This window comes from Agrobacterium vitis, from assembly GCF_013426735.1.
GTDB lineage: Bacteria > Pseudomonadota > Alphaproteobacteria > Rhizobiales > Rhizobiaceae > Allorhizobium > Allorhizobium vitis_D.
Map to the genome: position 1 here is coordinate 1,767,890 of NZ_AP023272.1, position 15,640 is coordinate 1,783,529.

At 55.4% G+C, this 15,640-nt stretch carries 14 protein-coding genes; 9 read left to right on the top strand and 5 right to left on the bottom strand.

Going from position 1 to position 15,640, the window contains the following annotated elements; translation table 11 throughout:
- Nucleotides 1-253 precede the first annotated feature (253 nt).
- The gene (locus tag H1Y61_RS08130; RefSeq protein ID WP_180574293.1) at nt 254-1,117 is read right to left on the bottom strand and encodes a DMT family transporter; all 864 of its coding nucleotides are present in this window, start codon (nt 1,115-1,117) and stop codon (nt 254-256) included.
- A gap of 107 nt (nt 1,118-1,224) precedes the next feature.
- Here H1Y61_RS08130 and H1Y61_RS08135 point away from each other — a divergent pair, with 107 nt between their 5' ends.
- From H1Y61_RS08135 to H1Y61_RS08155, 5 genes are all read left to right on the top strand, one after another.
- Complete coding sequence (locus tag H1Y61_RS08135; RefSeq protein WP_180574294.1) at nt 1,225-2,628, top strand: aminotransferase-like domain-containing protein; 1,404 nt, start codon at nt 1,225-1,227, stop codon at nt 2,626-2,628.
- 80 nt (nt 2,629-2,708) lie between these two features.
- Entirely contained in the window at nt 2,709-3,140 is a 432-nt protein-coding gene (locus H1Y61_RS08140; RefSeq protein ID WP_180574295.1) for a plastocyanin/azurin family copper-binding protein, read from the top strand.
- Between the two features lie 185 nt (nt 3,141-3,325).
- On the top strand, nt 3,326-4,147 hold the full coding sequence (locus H1Y61_RS08145) for a thermonuclease family protein (RefSeq protein ID WP_180574296.1): 822 nt from the start codon (nt 3,326-3,328) through the stop codon (nt 4,145-4,147).
- A 381-nt stretch (nt 4,148-4,528) separates the two neighbouring features.
- Nucleotides 4,529-4,753: a hypothetical protein gene (locus tag H1Y61_RS08150; protein ID WP_141748632.1), complete on the top strand. Its 225-nt coding sequence runs from the start codon at nt 4,529-4,531 to the stop codon at nt 4,751-4,753.
- A gap of 145 nt (nt 4,754-4,898) precedes the next feature.
- Entirely contained in the window at nt 4,899-5,378 is a 480-nt protein-coding gene (locus H1Y61_RS08155; protein WP_174111321.1) for a hypothetical protein, read from the top strand.
- Nucleotides 5,379-5,491: 113 nt separating this feature from the next.
- Here H1Y61_RS08155 and H1Y61_RS08160 read toward each other — a convergent pair whose 3' ends face one another.
- Nucleotides 5,492-6,748, bottom strand: a complete 1,257-nt coding sequence (locus tag H1Y61_RS08160) for an AGE family epimerase/isomerase (protein WP_180574297.1) — start codon at nt 6,746-6,748, stop codon at nt 5,492-5,494.
- Between the two features lie 257 nt (nt 6,749-7,005).
- Here H1Y61_RS08160 and metH point away from each other — a divergent pair, with 257 nt between their 5' ends.
- Genes metH through H1Y61_RS27165 form a run of 3 tightly spaced genes read left to right on the top strand, consistent with a single transcriptional unit; the run spans nt 7,006 to nt 11,273 of the window.
- Complete coding sequence (gene metH / locus H1Y61_RS08165) at nt 7,006-10,779, top strand: methionine synthase (protein WP_180574298.1); 3,774 nt, start codon at nt 7,006-7,008, stop codon at nt 10,777-10,779.
- A gap of 60 nt (nt 10,780-10,839) precedes the next feature.
- Complete coding sequence (locus H1Y61_RS27160) at nt 10,840-11,061, top strand: hypothetical protein (RefSeq protein WP_457915825.1); 222 nt, start codon at nt 10,840-10,842, stop codon at nt 11,059-11,061.
- Nucleotides 11,043-11,273, top strand: a complete 231-nt coding sequence (locus H1Y61_RS27165; RefSeq protein ID WP_457915827.1) for an N-acetyltransferase family protein — start codon at nt 11,043-11,045, stop codon at nt 11,271-11,273. The genes H1Y61_RS27160 and H1Y61_RS27165 overlap by 19 nt, the downstream gene beginning before the upstream one ends.
- 32 nt (nt 11,274-11,305) lie before the next feature.
- Here H1Y61_RS27165 and H1Y61_RS08175 read toward each other — a convergent pair whose 3' ends face one another.
- From H1Y61_RS08175 to H1Y61_RS08185, 3 genes are all read right to left on the bottom strand, one after another.
- On the bottom strand, nt 11,306-12,469 hold the full coding sequence (locus tag H1Y61_RS08175; RefSeq protein WP_180574299.1) for an acyltransferase family protein: 1,164 nt from the start codon (nt 12,467-12,469) through the stop codon (nt 11,306-11,308).
- Between the two features lie 340 nt (nt 12,470-12,809).
- The gene (locus tag H1Y61_RS08180; RefSeq protein WP_174111313.1) at nt 12,810-13,214 is read right to left on the bottom strand and encodes a helix-turn-helix domain-containing protein; all 405 of its coding nucleotides are present in this window, start codon (nt 13,212-13,214) and stop codon (nt 12,810-12,812) included.
- 311 nt (nt 13,215-13,525) lie between these two features.
- Nucleotides 13,526-14,269, bottom strand: coding sequence for a helix-turn-helix transcriptional regulator (locus H1Y61_RS08185; protein ID WP_180574300.1), 744 nt, complete (start codon nt 14,267-14,269; stop codon nt 13,526-13,528).
- A gap of 311 nt (nt 14,270-14,580) precedes the next feature.
- Here H1Y61_RS08185 and hisC point away from each other — a divergent pair, with 311 nt between their 5' ends.
- Complete coding sequence (hisC, locus tag H1Y61_RS08190) at nt 14,581-15,639, top strand: histidinol-phosphate transaminase (protein WP_180574301.1); 1,059 nt, start codon at nt 14,581-14,583, stop codon at nt 15,637-15,639.
- The last annotated feature ends 1 nt before the right edge of the window (nt 15,640 follow it).

A 15,640-nucleotide genomic window follows, 5' to 3' on the forward strand; every position in this document is an offset into this window, starting at 1 on the left:
ATTTGCGTGTATGTAGCAAAAATATCACGGTTTATGCAATTATGAGCTTTAAATTCCGCAAATTAGGCCAGTACGCAGCTTATTCGTGTGTTTTCCTGTCAAATTTTCCGGGTTTTTGCTGTTTCTTTCCCTTCGATAGGGCGGGGAAAAGCCTGTGCATTTTGCTTTTGTGATGAATTTTTAGTTATTGGGGGCAGGGAATGCCAAGGGCGCTGAGCGCCTTGGTGTTCTTTTGGCGGGTTTTTGGTGAAGGCTACAGTGTAGCCCGTCTGGCACCAGTAACGCAGGCTACGACGGCAAGGGTGGTGACCAGCATGGAGGCGCTGACGGTTTCGTGGAGAAGGGCGGCGGCGAGCGCCAGGCCGAAAAACGGTTGCAGCAATTGCAATTGACCGATGGCGGCTATGCCACCCTGGGCAAGGCCGCGATACCAGAAGATGAAGCCGATCAACATGCTGAACAACGAGACATAGCCGAGGCCGAGCCAGGCACTGGCGGTGACGCCACTGAGCGTTGGTGGCAGGGTGAAAGCGGCCGCCACGACGCTGATAGGCAAGGCCAACGTCAGCGCCCAGCAGATCACCTGCCAACCGCCCAGCCGCCGCGATAGTCTCGCGCCTTCAGCATAGCCAAGGCCGCAGATCAGGATGGCGAGGATCATCAGCATGTCGCCGTAGGATGCTGTGGCGGTCCCTTGAGACAGGGCAAAGCCGACAACCAGCGCACTGCCGAGGCTGGAAAACAGCCAGAAGATCGGCCGCGGACGCTCACCGCCGCGCAGAACGGCAAACAGAGCGGTGGAAAGCGGCAACAACGCGATGAAAACCAGCGAACGGGCCGAGGGTATATGTTGCAAGGCGTAGGCCGTCAGCAAGGGAAAGCCAATCACCACGCAGAGCGAGACCATGGCGAGCGCTGCGATCTCCGCGAGGTTGGGTTTTGCCGGGCGAAACATCAGAAGCAGGCCGCAGCCGAGCAAGCCGGCGATGCTGGCGCGGGCGACAGTTAGAAAAACCGGGTCGAAACTGCCGATCGCAGCCCGGGTTGCCGGGAGCGAGCCGCTAAAAATCAGCATGCCCAGAAAACCATTGATCAGCCCGCTCGTCGTCTTGTTCATGTGATGCTCCTGTTTTTGTTGTTCTTGCGCCGAGGTGATGGTTATGCCAGAGACGGTGCAATACAATTTTGCCAAACTGTTATGGGTGTTTGAGCAATACAGAGGCGATGGTGAGCGATTTGGACGCGCAGGGAACAAGCCGGATCGAGACGGTAATGGCAGCTATTCGGACGCGCATTTCCTCCCGAAGTCTGGCGACGGGGGCGCGACTGCCCTCTGTGCGCGGCTTTGCCAAAACCATGCAGGTTTCGGTATCCACAGTGGTCGAGGCTTACGAACGGTTGGCGGCGGAAGGGCTGATCCGCTCGCGGCCGGGTTCCGGGTTTTTCGTGGCAGCCCCCTTGGCACCGCTGTCCTTGACCAATCTTGGGCCTCGGCTGGAGCGGGAGATCGATCCGTTCTGGGTCTCTCGTCAATCGTTAGAGGCCGGTGGCGATCTGCTGAAACCGGGATGCGGCTGGCTGCCGCCTGATTGGTTGCCGCAGGCAGCCCTTCGCCGCGCAATCCGCATGCTTGGCCGCACCGATGGTGCTGTGCTGACGGATTATGGTTCTCCGTTGGGTCTGCCAGGGCTTCGGCAATTGCTATCGCGGCGGATGGCCGATCATGGGCTGACGGTTGCGGCGGATGCAATCATGCTGACGGAATCGGGGACCCATGCCATTGATCTGGTCTGCCGGTTTTTTCTGGAGCCGGGCGATTGCGTTCTGGTCGATGATCCCTGTTATTTCAACTTTCATGCCCTGCTGCGGGCGCACCGTGCCACTATCGTCAGCGTGCCCTATCTGGCGGATGGCCCGGATCTGGAGGCCTTCGCCGCCATTGTCGAGGCGCATAGGCCGCGGCTTTATATTACCAATTCGGGCGTGCATAATCCCACCGGAGCAAGCCTTTCGGCTGTGAATGCCCATCGGCTGCTGACCCTTGCCGACCGGGCTGACCTGACCATCGTCGAGGATGATATTTTTGCCGATTTTGAAGATGTCGCTTCGGCGCGGCTGTCTGCCTTTGACGGATTGAACCGGGTGGTGCAGATCGGCAGTTTTTCCAAAACGTTATCGGCCTCGGTGCGCTGCGGGTATATCGCCGCCCGGCGCGACTGGATCGAGGGACTGACCGACTTGAAGATCGCCACGAGTTTTGGCGGTGGGCGGCTTTCCGCCGAACTGGTGTTGGCCGTGTTGACGGATGGCGGCTATCGCAAACATCTTGAAGGGTTGAAAACCCGGCTGGCCGGAGCGCGTAGCTCTGTGGCGGCGGAGTTGACGTCGCTTGGCTTCACGCCCTGGCTCCAGCCGAAGGCAGGACTTTTTCTGTGGTGTCGAATGCCGAATGGGATCGAATCAGGCGCTCTGGCCCGCCATTGCCTTGATGATGGTGTCATCCTGGCACCCGGCAATGTCTTCAGCCTGTCGCAGAATGCGGGCCGGTTCATGCGTTTCAACGTGGCGCAAACCATGGATGCGAGGGTTTTTGGCTCATTAAAGGCCGGTTTGCAGCAATTGCGTTGAAGGGTACGGCGCGTTCAGAGCGCTGTCAGCAATGATCATCATAGGTGGTGTCAGAAGAAACCCAATCAGGAGTTTACGTCATGATGTTTAAGACCGGTCTTTACGCAGCCCTTATTGCAACGAGCCTTACGGCATCTGTCGCTTTCGCGGCGGACACTCAGATCAAGGTCACCGAAACGGGTGAGGGCGGGGGTGCCATGGGGCTGAAGATGGAGCCTGCAACGGTTGCCGCTGGTCCGGCGGTGTTCCACGTTCATAACGATGCCATGTCGGAAGACCATGAGATGATCGTGGTAAAGCTGGCGACGCCGGATGCCAAGATCCCGCTCGATACGGCCAAGCACCGCGTTGACGAAAAGAAGTTGAAGAGCCTTGGCGAAGTGTCGGATTTGAAGCCCGGCGCCGATGGCAAGCTTAAGGTGACGCTGAAGCCAGGCAGCTATCTGGTGTTTTGCAATATCAAGGGCCATTATGAGGCCGGTATGCAGGGCACCCTGACCGTTACGCCCTGATCGGCATCCGATAATTTGATTGCCTCTTAATGATAAGCCCGCAGCGCTGCGGGCTTTTTCATGTCTGCGTCCTGGGTCGGTGCAGGGGCATGCTGTTTCATTTTGGAAGAGCTTTTCCCTTGAAGGCGCCAACCTTTTAGAAACTCTTAACGACGATAATGCCGCCATTCGACAAGGAGTAAAACATGGCGGCTAGAAAAGCAGCGGGAGGGGCAAGGCGCGGGGGCGCAAACAAACGCCGGTCATCCGGTGGGACGAGAGCAAAACGGACCGGGTCGGGCGGCAGCCTTTGGCCATGGTTTGGGGCGCTTGTCGTGGTGGTGGCCGGTGTTTCGGCCTATGACCACCGCAAGGAATTGCCGGGACTGATCGACAAGACGTTCGGGACCGGCGGCAAATATATCGCGCAATTGCAGGGCCACGCACCCCACGAGACCAGTAGCCGCAGCGAGACTGGCCCGGTTCCGCCCGCAAGCGTTCCAACGCCGATGGCCCGCAGGCTCGATCCGACGCCACTGCCACCTGCCACGACGATGATACCGACCGCATCGATGATGCCGCGTTCAAGAGATGACAGTCCCTTGCCGCCCGCCACCACGCTGGTACCGGGACAGGTCGTTGCCTCCCTACAGCCGCGTGGGGTCGATAAGCAGCGGGTTTCCGGTAAATTCTATTATTGCGGCACGAGCGGGCTCGACAATTGCGTTGTCGATGGCGACACCTTCTGGGTCAACAAGACCAAGATCCGGGTTGCCGATATCGATGCGCCGGAAACCGAACAGGCAAAATGCAAATCCGAGCGCGACCGGGGCTTTGCCGCCAAGGTCCGGTTACGTGATCTGCTCAGCGCTGGCAGTTTCGATCTTTCTCCCTTTGGCATGCGGGATGAAGACCAATATGGCCGGAAATTGCGCGTGGTGAGCCGCAATGGTCGTTCACTCGGTGCGATGATGGTCGATGAGGGATTGGTCAGGCCCTGGACCGGCCATCGCCAGCCCTGGTGCTGAGAGAGTTTGCCTTAGGAAAAGTGGAACCCGGTTTTCCCGAAAAGACCAACGAAAGAAGCGAGAGTGTGTCTGGTTCAATCTGAACCTGGCACACTCCGGCTGTTTTTTCTGTGCCGTCTTGAGGGGTGCACGCCTATGTTGTGCCGTTTCGTGCCACACGCCTCCAAAACTTGCCAGTCTTGCCACTTTTGCGCCATCTGCACGACATCAGATCGTAACACCTTGGCTTTATGCTTTCCTCCATAAGCAGAGAATAAAAAATTTTTGGAACTCATGGAGCAAAATCCGGTTTGCGGCGTTCCTAATTGTTTGCTGACTTCAAAGAAGCCTAAGGCAAAGATTGCGCGGCACGCACAGCACGGACAAAGGGAGAAAAGACCAGTGACCTACGATATGACTGACCTGACCATGTCCGAAGTTCTCAAGGACCCAATGATCCGTCAGCTCTTGCGGGCCGACGGAGTCTCTCTCAGCGCTTTTGCCGTCCTGCTGGACGATGCAGCCCGCCAGCGTAATCTGGCCTTGCGTTGCCGCAAAGCCGGCGTTCCCGCAGCCCATGTGATCGACAGTCTTTCCCATGTGCAGGGACCAGCCGACTGCCTGTAACGTTTGACGTAATCTGTGCCAGCAGCTCCATTTTCAATGGCCCCTGTTATTCTGCCGCGATGACCACGCAAGGCTCGCGGCAGTTTCGTCTTCTACCACGATTCATGGTCCGAAGTTGAGGCGAGCGTAAGGGTTGGCAATGAAGATGGCTCGGTTATTTTTGGCGCTGTCCGTGGCTGCTATTGGTTCTGCGACAGTTGTCCATGCCGCAGGCGCCAAGGAAGCGGCCCAGCCGCAGTTTGCGTCGGTCAAGGGGCGATGCCTGCGGGTTTCCATTGGCGATCAGGATCTGACCAAGGCCTGCTCTTCTGAAATTGGCCGCAGCCTGCATAGCGATGGCCGTTCCGGCCTCTATTTCTTCATGGGTACCACGCATATCATTACCTTTACCGGCATCCCCTCCAAGGAAAAGCTGCGCGACAAGGGCCAGATTGAGACGCTCAAGCTGGACGAAGTCATCCTCAATGATGGAAGCACCAAGAGCGGGTTGCAGCGGATCGCTGCAAATGGCGCCTGCAATACCAGCCAGATCAATAATGATCGTTTCTTGGTGGCCTGCACCGGCACGCTGCAAAAAGGCACGAAATTCGCGGCCAGTTTTGAAATCGACAAATCGCTGAAATAGAGCATTTCCAGGAAAAGTGTGAAGCGGTTTTCCGTTCGGAAATGCAGTAACGGCCTCGATAACCCGCCTTCGGACAGAAGGCGGGCTTACAATAGGTGATGGTCGCTATAGAATTACACGTCCAGCGGATAGTCCTGGATGACCTTGGTCAGGCTGCCTTCGGCTGGAAACAGCGGAATAAGGCAGGCTTGAAGGGCGTGATAGATGTCGCCCTTGCCGGGGAACAGGCTGTTTGACGGCACAAGGTCTTCCGTCATCTCTTCGTGCCAGCCGCCGAATTGCTTGTCGATCGTGTGGTTGGCAATGAAATTCCAGATCTTGCGGTAGTTTTCCTCGTTCAGGTCGCGGCCCTGGTGCTGGTTGAGGTAATGGGCAGCACCTGCGGCCTCGCAAAGCGGCCACCACAGCTTGAAGGTCTTGGCGGGGACATTGTCCCAATCCAGCGTGTAGTAAAAGCCGCCTTTCTTGCGGTCCCAGCCCAGCAGCATCGATTGGTAGAACAAGCCGCTTGCCGCTTCGGGCATCCAGTCATGCTGCTTGCCTGTCAGCACCCAGAGCTGCAACACCAGGCGCGCCCATTCCAGCCAATGGCCGGGTGTGGTGCCGGCGGGGCGGAACATTTCATTGGGGTGATAGTAATTGCGGTCCACCACCCATTCCTCATCGAAATGTTCGGCAACGCGGAAGGCTTCTTCGCGGGCGCGGCGATTGATGATCAGATCGGCGATCCGGGTGGCTTTATCGAGATAATGCTGCTCGCCGGTCGCCTCGAAGGCGGCCATCAGCGCTTCGGTGAGATGCATGTTGGAATTCTGGCCGCGATAGCCGGCGACCGGCTGCCAATCCTGGGAGAATTCCTCGGCAATGGCGCCGTGGCGCTCCTCCCAGAATTTGGTCTCCAGCACTTCGGTAATGTCTTCCAGCATCCGGTCAGCCAGCGGATGGCCGACGGTTTTGGCCGAAGAGGCGGCCAGCAGCACGAAAGCATGGCCATAGCCCTGCTTGGAACCATCGGCGACGCCATCGTCGTTCAATTGCCAGACATAGCCGCCGTTCTTTTCGTCACGATGCTTGCGCCACAGATAACGCATGCCGTGGTCCACCACATCGGCAGCCCCGGGACGACCCAGCAGGTCGCCGATCGCATAGCAATGCACCATGCGGGCGCTTGCATGGATGCCGCGCACCGGATTGTCTGTCGTCAATGGTGTACCGTCGCGGGCAAGATCATAGAAGCCGCCCTTGGGGTTGATCGCTGCCGTCTGGAAAAAATCAAACAGGCCATCGGCCTGATCCAGCAGCCATTTGCGATGGTAAGGCCGTCCGCTCCATTGGTCAGCCAGCGATTTTCCTTGATTGACGTTCGACATATCATCCTCCACGCGGTACAAAATCGCCCGTGTCTATACTGCATAATCGACGAAATCGAAATCGATTTAAGGAGAAAATTATCAAGCAGCCATAGAGTGTTACCGCTCCGTTCACCCTTTATGATAGACTGTGCCGCAATGCGTTTAGGCGTGTGGTGCCGGTGAAGCGGCGTGATCAAATAACATGGCCGTATATTGACATAAACATATCTTTATGTGATTGGGTACGTAACCCTGGGAACGGAAGGAAGTCGCTCATGCTCGATCAATTGTTTGGACGTGAAGGGGCGAACCGCGACGGCGCAGAGATCCTCAAAGCTCTGCAACAGGCGGCGCGTGAGCGTATTCTGATCCTCGACGGTGCCATGGGCACGGAAATTCAGGGTCTTGGCCTTGATGAGGATGACTTTCGCGGCGAGCGCTTCATTGGCTGCGCCTGCCACCAGAAGGGCAATAATGACCTTCTGATTCTGACCCAGCCGGAAGCCATTGAAGACATCCATTTTCGCTACGCCATGGCGGGGGCGGATATTGTTGAGACCAACACTTTTTCCTCCACCCGCATCGCCCAGGCGGATTACGAGATGGAAGGCGCTGTCTACGACCTCAATAAATACGGCGCACAGGTCGTGCGCCGCGCGCTTCTTCGTGCCGAGCGCGAAGATGGCAAGCGCCGCTTTGTGGCCGGTGCGATTGGCCCGACCAACCGCACGGCGTCCATTTCGCCCGACGTCAACAATCCCGGCTACCGCGCCGTTTCCTTCGATGATCTTCGCCGCGCCTATGGCGAGCAGATCGATGGTTTGATCGATGGCGGTGCCGATCTCATCCTGATCGAAACCATCTTCGACACGTTGAACGCCAAGGCGGCAATTTTTGCCTGCGAGGAGCGTTTTCTTGCCAAGGGCATTCGCCTGCCAGTGATGATTTCCGGCACGATCACCGACCTTTCCGGCCGTACCTTGTCCGGCCAGACGCCGTCGGCGTTCTGGAACTCCGTGCGCCATGCACGTCCCTTTACCGTTGGCCTGAACTGCGCTTTGGGTGCCGATGCCATGCGTCCGCATTTGCAGGAACTGTCGGGCATTGCCGATACGTTCGTCTCGGCTTACCCCAATGCTGGCCTGCCCAATGAATTTGGTCAGTATGACCAAAGCCCGGAATATATGGCGAAATTGGTGGAAGGCTTTGCCGAGGAAGGCATCGTCAACGTGGTTGGCGGCTGCTGTGGCTCCACGCCTGCGCATATTGCGGCCATTGCCGATGCGGTGAAGGGTAAGGCTCCACGCCAGCCCGCAGAGCATCGCCCGTTCATGTCGCTCTCTGGCCTTGAGCCGTTTGAGCTGACCAAGGAAATTCCCTTCGTCAACGTGGGTGAGCGCACCAACGTCACGGGTTCTGCCAAGTTCCGCAAGCTGATCACCGCTGGTGATTACAATGCCGCCCTCGTTGTGGCCCGCGATCAGGTGGAAAACGGCGCGCAGATCATCGACATCAATATGGATGAAGGCCTGATCGATTCGGAAAAGGCCATGGTTGAATTCCTCAACCTGATTGCCGCCGAACCCGATATTGCCCGCGTTCCGGTGATGATTGACTCGTCCAAGTTCCAGATCATCGAATCTGGCCTGAAATGCGTGCAGGGCAAGCCCATCGTCAACTCCATCTCGCTGAAGGAAGGCGAGGAGAGTTTTGTGGCCCATGCTAAATTGATCCGCAATTACGGTGCCGCTGTTGTTGTCATGGCCTTTGACGAGCAGGGGCAGGCGGATACCTATGAGCGCAAGGTGGAAATCTGTTCCCGCGCTTACAAAATCCTCACCGAAGAAGCCGGTTTTGCGCCAGAAGACATTATCTTCGACCCCAATGTGTTTGCCGTCGCCACCGGCATTGAAGAGCACAACAATTACGGTGTTGATTTCATCGAGGCCACCCGCACCATCCGCCAGCGCATGCCGCTGGTGCATATTTCCGGCGGTGTTTCCAACCTGTCCTTCTCGTTCCGTGGCAATGAGCCTGTGCGCGAGGCGATGCATGCCGTGTTTCTCTACCACGCCATTCAGGCGGGAATGGATATGGGCATTGTCAACGCTGGCCAGCTGGCGGTGTATGAAAGCATTGATGCGGAACTGCGCGAAGCCTGCGAAGATGTGGTGCTGAACCGCCGCCCTGATGGCACAGAACGTCTGCTGGAGATTGCCGAGCGCTATCGCGGCACAGGCGAGGCGAAAGCCCGTGTGCAGGATATGTCCTGGCGCGAACTGCCGGTGGAAAAGCGGCTGGAGCATGCGCTGGTCAACGGCATTACCGAATTTATCGATGCTGATACTGAGGAAGCGCGGCAGAATGCGGCGCGGCCTCTGCACGTCATCGAAGGTCCGCTGATGGCGGGCATGAATGTGGTGGGCGATCTGTTTGGCGCGGGCAAAATGTTCCTGCCGCAGGTGGTAAAATCCGCCCGCGTGATGAAGCAGGCCGTGGCTGTGCTTCTGCCTTACATGGAAGAAGAAAAGCGCGCCAATGGCGGCACGGGCGAGCGTGAAGCGGCTGGCAAAATCCTGATGGCCACCGTGAAGGGTGACGTGCACGACATTGGCAAAAACATTGTCGGTGTGGTTTTGGCCTGCAACAATTACGAGATCATCGACCTTGGCGTGATGGTGCCTGCGGCGAAGATTCTGGAAGTGGCGATCAAGGAAAAGGTCGATATTATCGGCCTTTCCGGCCTTATCACCCCATCGCTGGATGAAATGGTGCATGTGGCAGCCGAGATGCAGCGCCAAGGCTTTAACGTGCCGCTGTTGATTGGTGGGGCCACCACCAGCCGTGTGCATACGGCGGTGAAAATCCATCCGCAATATCAGAAGGGCCAAGCGGTCTACGTGCTGGATGCCAGCCGCGCCGTGGGCGTTGTCTCGTCCTTGCTGTCGCCCGATACCCGCGACACCACCATTGAAACCTTGCGCACTGAGTATGCCAAGGTGGCAGATGCCCACGCCCGTGCCGAGCTGGAAAAGCAACGTCTGCCCATTGCCCGTGCCCGCGCCAACGCCGCCAAGGTGGATTGGACCAATTATAAGCCGAAAAAGCCAAGCTTCACCGGCATCAAGGTGTTTGAAGATTACGATCTCAAGGAATTGGCCGAGTACATCGACTGGACACCTTTCTTCCAGACATGGGAGCTGAAAGGTCGCTATCCGGCTATTCTGGAGGACGAAAAGCAGGGCGAAGCCGCCCGCGCGCTCTATGCTGATGCGCAAGCCATGCTGACCAAGATTATTGACGAAACATGGTTCCGCCCCCGCGCCGTCATCGGCTTCTGGCCAGCCAACAGCGTTGGTGATGATATCCGGCTGTTCAAGGACGATAGCCGGAAAGAAGACCTCGCAACCTTCTTCACCTTGCGCCAGCAACTTTCCAAGCGCGATGGCCGCCCGAATGTGGCGCTTAGCGATTTCGTCGCTCCCGTTGATAGCGGCGTGGAAGATTACGTCGGCGGCTTTGTGGTGACGGCAGGTATCGAAGAAGTGGCGATTGCCGAACGGTTCGAGCGCGCCAACGACGATTACTCTTCCATCATGGTCAAGGCATTGGCCGACCGCTTCGCCGAAGCCTTTGCCGAACGCATGCATGAGCGCGTGCGCAAGGAATTCTGGGGCTACGGCGCAGACGAAACCTTTACGCCAGAAGAGCTGATCTCGGAGTCCTACGCCGGTATCCGCCCAGCCCCCGGCTATCCAGCCCAGCCCGACCACACCGAAAAGGTCACGCTGTTCAACCTGCTGGATGCCACGGCCACGACAGGCGTAACGCTGACGGAAAGCTACGCCATGTGGCCCGGCTCCTCCGTGTCGGGCCTCTACATCGGTCATCCGGACAGCTACTATTTCGGCGTGGCCAAGGTTGAGCGCGATCAGGTGGAAGATTATGCCGCCCGCAAAGGCATGGAGGTGCGCGAGATTGAGCGTTGGCTGGGGCCTGTGCTGAACTACGTGCCGAAGGCGGCAGTGGATGAGGATGCTGCGGCGTAATCGTCTGAAGGTCGAGGGAACATGCAGATAAGACCGGCAAACTCCCTTGATGCCCAAGGGATGAGCAATGCTCTCGACGAGATATTTGCTGCTGGCTTACGCAAGAATGCGGGTGATCCTGATTGGGTGCTTGCGCATTATATCGACCACAGGAACCGCATTGAGTGCTCGGTTGCGCAAGACGAGGATGGCCGTATTCTTGGGTTTCAGTCCTTGCGATATGCGACAGCAGATAACCCCTATGGCACCCTGAGGGCTGGGGTATTGCCGGCACTCACGTAAGCCCACTTGCCGCAAGGCGAGGGGTTGGTTCTGCTCTCTTTCGTGAGACTTTGCGGGCCGCGGAAGCATTTCCGGTTCAGAATATCGAAGCGGCCATTGATGCCGATAACGATATGGGGCTTGCCTATTATGAGGCGATGGGATTTCGAACCTATCGCACGTCAGAGGGATTGGTCTGCAAAGTTTACCGCATCGAGACTGGGGAAAAATAGAAATTCTCTGGAATTCTGCTCTCGAAAAGACATCACTTCATGACCGCCTCCGCACGCGGCAAGACCTCTCTGGCACTGCCTTTCTGGGCCGTAAAGCTGAATTTCTTCCTTAGCCGCAGGATTGGCTTTTCGATGAAATGCCAGGAACCCATGGCAATTACGGTTGCGATGGGAAGGGATATGGCAAAGTGCAGCCATGGCGACGTTAATTTCGGAAACAGGCTGACGAGGGCCTGCTGAAAGGGATATCCATAGAGATAGATTCCGTAGGAATAGTCTCCCCGATGGTAAATCGGGATGGGTGGAATGCGCAGCATTCCGACATAGACGGTGAGATAGACCAGCATCGGCGCAAAAATGGTGCAGAGCGTGCTGCCGCTGACGTCAGGAAGCGCGAAAGAGGTGGCAATCGGAACGATGCAGGAGATAACTGCCAGCAGCCAGTGCTTCGGAATGAAGCGTCGGAACAGGAAGAACACCGATCCCAGCATGAAATTGACATAGAGCATCAGGCCGCGCAGGCCGATAAAGTGGTTAAGCAGGGTGTAGCCGGAGCTTTCGGGTGCAAAAAGACCGCCCATGCTCGATGGGCTGATGTTTTCGACCTTCAGCGCGATGATGATCACGGCGACACATGCCGTCGCCACCAGTGCCATCATAGGGCGCTTTAGAAAGCCAAAAATGATCAGCGCTGACATGATGGCATAGCAACCGATCTCATAGGGAACGGTCCACAAAGATCCATTCACGGTCGATGAAAACGGATTGTGCTCGAAGACGCCCGGTAGGACATAATGGATAACGCCGAATATATTGGCGAAATAAGCCCAGAATTCATAGGACTGAAAATAGGTCGGCAGGCTGACTGTGGTAAACAGTGGACCAAGGATCAGCGCCGCAAAGACAATATCAACCGCAAGCGCTGGCACGATCCTGATGCCGCGATTGAGCAGGAAGTCCTTCAGGCGAAGGCGAATGGCGCTGCCAGTAATCAGAAAGCCGCTGAGCGCAAAAAACATTGGCAGAATAGCAGCCTGCAGGACCGTGATTCCGGGCTGCGAAAACTGATATTTTTCACCTTCGGCAATCAGGAACGAATGGTCGAGTAAAACCATGACCGCCAGGAAAATTCGCAGGAAATCAAATCCCGGACCGATGCCTCGATGCTCATCCAAGACAGAACCAATCGACTTCATCTGAAATACCTCGATTACAAAAGACTAGAATTAGTTATATTGTAAAACCGATATGAACTAATTCGTTATTTGATCAATTAGTTTCCATTTTCAGGAAAATACTGTTCAAATTTTGATCGATGTATTTGGTTGAAATTTTTGATACTGCAATTTCGTGGGAAGAGATCTGCTTTGCCCAAGCGATGGACCAGAAAATGGACGGTGCTCAGGCCTCGGCACCGCCATCAAAATTCAGGCCTGTGATCGCAGGTGATGGGGATTATGGAGAGGTCAGGCCTGGTATTTTACCGGCTTAAGGAGCTTGGAGGTGCGCGGACGTTGCCGCCTTGTCGGACTAGCTCTAACGAGCAGATGCAATCTGCTCGATAATGGAAATAATGATTTTGCGTGTATTGGAGTTTTTAATTCTGGCGAAACATGTGTTGAGTTCAAGCGCGTCTGAACGCGATGTCGCTTTCACCAGATCTGTCAGCTCGCTTGAGGTATCCTTGGGCGATGCCACGGCACTATCGGCTGCATAGAAAAAATCGGGGTCCATTCCCAAGAGAGTGGCTGCAGCGGCAAGTCTGCTGGCGCTCATGCCGTTGATGCCTTTTTCGTATTTATGCAGCTGTTGGAAGGTCACACCCAGTTCTCTTGCAACGTCGGCTTGGCTCATCCCTTTATTCTTGCGGGCGCTTTTCAAACGTTCACCCGCCAGAATGTTATAATCGTGCACGTCCGGTGTTTTTTTGAGCAATGTCATCGGCTATCTCAATACACTACAGCGGAAATTATCTCATATTTCGGTCTGTGTTTTACAATATGATCAACGGTCAAAAAATAAGAGAAGATTGTCGGCTGCCCGTCCTATTTTAAGACGTAATACTATAAATTGTGTTTATTTTGGGAATTTTATAATCAATTATCGGGATTTCTTGAAAGACTTAAGTAAACATATTTTTAATCAGCGCTTTAGTCATCTGAGCGGTGGATTCTGGTCTAAGTATTGAAAATTTTAAATGTTACAAAAAACTTTAAATCCGCGTAGTAGAGGAAAAGCCACCTTGACAGATTTCAGCATATCAATTTTTGCCGGAAGGCTTCTGCAATGGCGTGTGATCTGCTGACGGTGCAGAGTTTCATCATGATATTGCCAACATGCTTGGTCACGGCCTTTTCTGAGACTCCGAAAATCACGCTGATTTCCCAATCCGTCTTGCCATTTGCAATCCAGCCGATGACTTCCCTTTCCCTCGGGGTCAGTCGAGTGGTCTGTTTCTGGTTTGCGCCATATAGTTCCAGCGTGCGTGCGAAGATGAGGCTTGCGATCAGCGCCATGCCGGTTCTTGCCTGGGGTGAATCATCGATGTCGCTGCCGGCGAATGTGACGCCAGCGCGGCGTCCGTCCAGGGATACGATGGGCAGGGTGAAGCCATTGCTGACGAAAAACTCCTTGGCCTGATCCAGCAGCCATTTTTCGTCACGGCTTATGGGTAATGTTTTGGAGAAATCCGACCAGACAAAGGAGGGTTCCGATTTGAGGATGTGTCGGATGGCAGGGTCTTGAAATGCCAGGTTGTCGCGGAAATAGAGATGCGACCATTCGTCAGGCCAGTCTGCAAGTAAAATACCCTGCATTTGCTGTTTGGGTAGCATTCCGATTTCTGGTGGAAATCCTAGAACGATATTTTTAACACCGTACCGGCTTGTCGCATGTTTTGTTAAATCTACAAGATTTTCAAATGTGTTCGTTTGCTTTATTTGAGATAGAAAAGACAGGGATTGATCGAAGTTTTGCGATATCACGTCTATTGCCATCGCTATCCCCATTTTTTAAAGGGTTTTATATTACTTATTTGATATGAAAATTATATAAGACATACTATCAAAAAAATCAAACTCAACAAGAGCAGGACCATCTTGCTTTAAGCTTCCCCGATATGGTTCCAGGCACCATTGAAAATGATGAATAGTGTTCCTCTTGCTGCGTTCGAAACGGCGGCAATGCCGAAAGGGTAATGACGGGTGAGTATCTCCTGTGCCTTGGCATCACCCTCTGCGTGCGATATCAAAAATGAAAATTGAGTGCCGACCCTCTCAATGCCGCCTCCAATCCGTGGAGAATTGACATGAGCCGCTTCTGGAGCCCGATCGTTCAATCCCTGATGCCTTATGTGGCGGGCGAACAACCCGCCATCAACGATCTGGTCAAGCTGAACACCAATGAAAGCCCTTACGGTCCTTCGCCGCATGCAATTGCCGCGATACGACAGGCGGTGGATGAGGCCCTTCGCCTTTACCCCGACCCAACCGGCCTACCGCTGCGCCATGCGATTGCCAAAAGCCACAATCTCGACCCGGGCGAGGTGTTTGTCGGCAATGGTTCAGATGAGGTCTTGGCGCACACGTTTCAGGCCCTGTTGAATCACGATAAGCCGCTACTGTTTCCGGATGTGAGCTATAGTTTCTACCCAACCTATTGTCGGCTCTATGGCATTGATTTCCGGGAGGTTGCCTTGGATGATGCCATGCGAGTGCGGATTGAGGATTACCGGCAGCCGTGTGGGGCGATCATCCTGCCCAATCCCAATGCACCGACGGGTATTGCCCTGTCGCTTTCGGAGATTGAAACTCTCGTGCGTGACCATCCCGATCAGGTGGTGGTGATTGATGAGGCCTATGTGGATTTCGGTGCGGACAGCGCCATTCCACTGGTCAAAACCTATCCGAACCTGCTGGTGGTTCAGACTTTTTCGAAATCACGCGGCCTTGCCGGATTGCGGGTTGGCTTTGCTGTTGGACAACGGGCGCTGATCGAGGCCTTGGAGCGGGTCAAGGACAGTTTCAATTCCTACCCGCTCGATCGGCTGGCGCTTGCTGGGGCCGTTGCCTCCTGGGAAGACCGGGAATGGTTCGAGCGTCACCGCGATCTGGTTGTCGCCAGCCGGGAGCGTCTTGCGCTTGGCCTTCTGGATTTGGGCTTCGAGGTCCTGCCATCCTCTGCCAATTTTGTATTTGCGCGACATTCGGAGCGGACCGGTGCGGATCTCACATTGGCGCTGCGGCAAAAATCCGTGCTGGTGCGCAATTTTCAAAAGCCTCGGATCGATGATTTTTTGCGCATCAGCATCGGCACGGATGCCGAATGTGACCGGCTGCTGGCGGCTCTGAGAGAGATATTAGGCTAAG

Excerpts from the sequence above, each read along its gene's own strand:
- metH (WP_180574298.1), top strand. The coding sequence starts at position 7,006 with ATGCTCGATCAATTGTTTGGACGTGAAGGGGCGAACCGCGACGGCGCA.
- H1Y61_RS08130 (WP_180574293.1), bottom strand. The coding sequence starts at position 1,117 with ATGAACAAGACGACGAGCGGGCTGATCAATGGTTTTCTGGGCATGCTG.
- H1Y61_RS08180 (WP_174111313.1), bottom strand. The coding sequence starts at position 13,214 with ATGACATTGCTCAAAAAAACACCGGACGTGCACGATTATAACATTCTG.
- H1Y61_RS08155 (WP_174111321.1), top strand. The coding sequence starts at position 4,899 with ATGGCTCGGTTATTTTTGGCGCTGTCCGTGGCTGCTATTGGTTCTGCG.
- H1Y61_RS08135 (WP_180574294.1), top strand. The coding sequence starts at position 1,225 with ATGGTGAGCGATTTGGACGCGCAGGGAACAAGCCGGATCGAGACGGTA.
- hisC (WP_180574301.1), top strand. The coding sequence starts at position 14,581 with ATGAGCCGCTTCTGGAGCCCGATCGTTCAATCCCTGATGCCTTATGTG.
- H1Y61_RS08145 (WP_180574296.1), top strand. The coding sequence starts at position 3,326 with ATGGCGGCTAGAAAAGCAGCGGGAGGGGCAAGGCGCGGGGGCGCAAAC.
- H1Y61_RS27160 (WP_457915825.1), top strand. The coding sequence starts at position 10,840 with ATGAGCAATGCTCTCGACGAGATATTTGCTGCTGGCTTACGCAAGAAT.
- H1Y61_RS08185 (WP_180574300.1), bottom strand. The coding sequence starts at position 14,269 with ATGGCAATAGACGTGATATCGCAAAACTTCGATCAATCCCTGTCTTTT.
- H1Y61_RS08140 (WP_180574295.1), top strand. The coding sequence starts at position 2,709 with ATGATGTTTAAGACCGGTCTTTACGCAGCCCTTATTGCAACGAGCCTT.
- H1Y61_RS08175 (WP_180574299.1), bottom strand. The coding sequence starts at position 12,469 with ATGAAGTCGATTGGTTCTGTCTTGGATGAGCATCGAGGCATCGGTCCG.
- H1Y61_RS08160 (WP_180574297.1), bottom strand. The coding sequence starts at position 6,748 with ATGTCGAACGTCAATCAAGGAAAATCGCTGGCTGACCAATGGAGCGGA.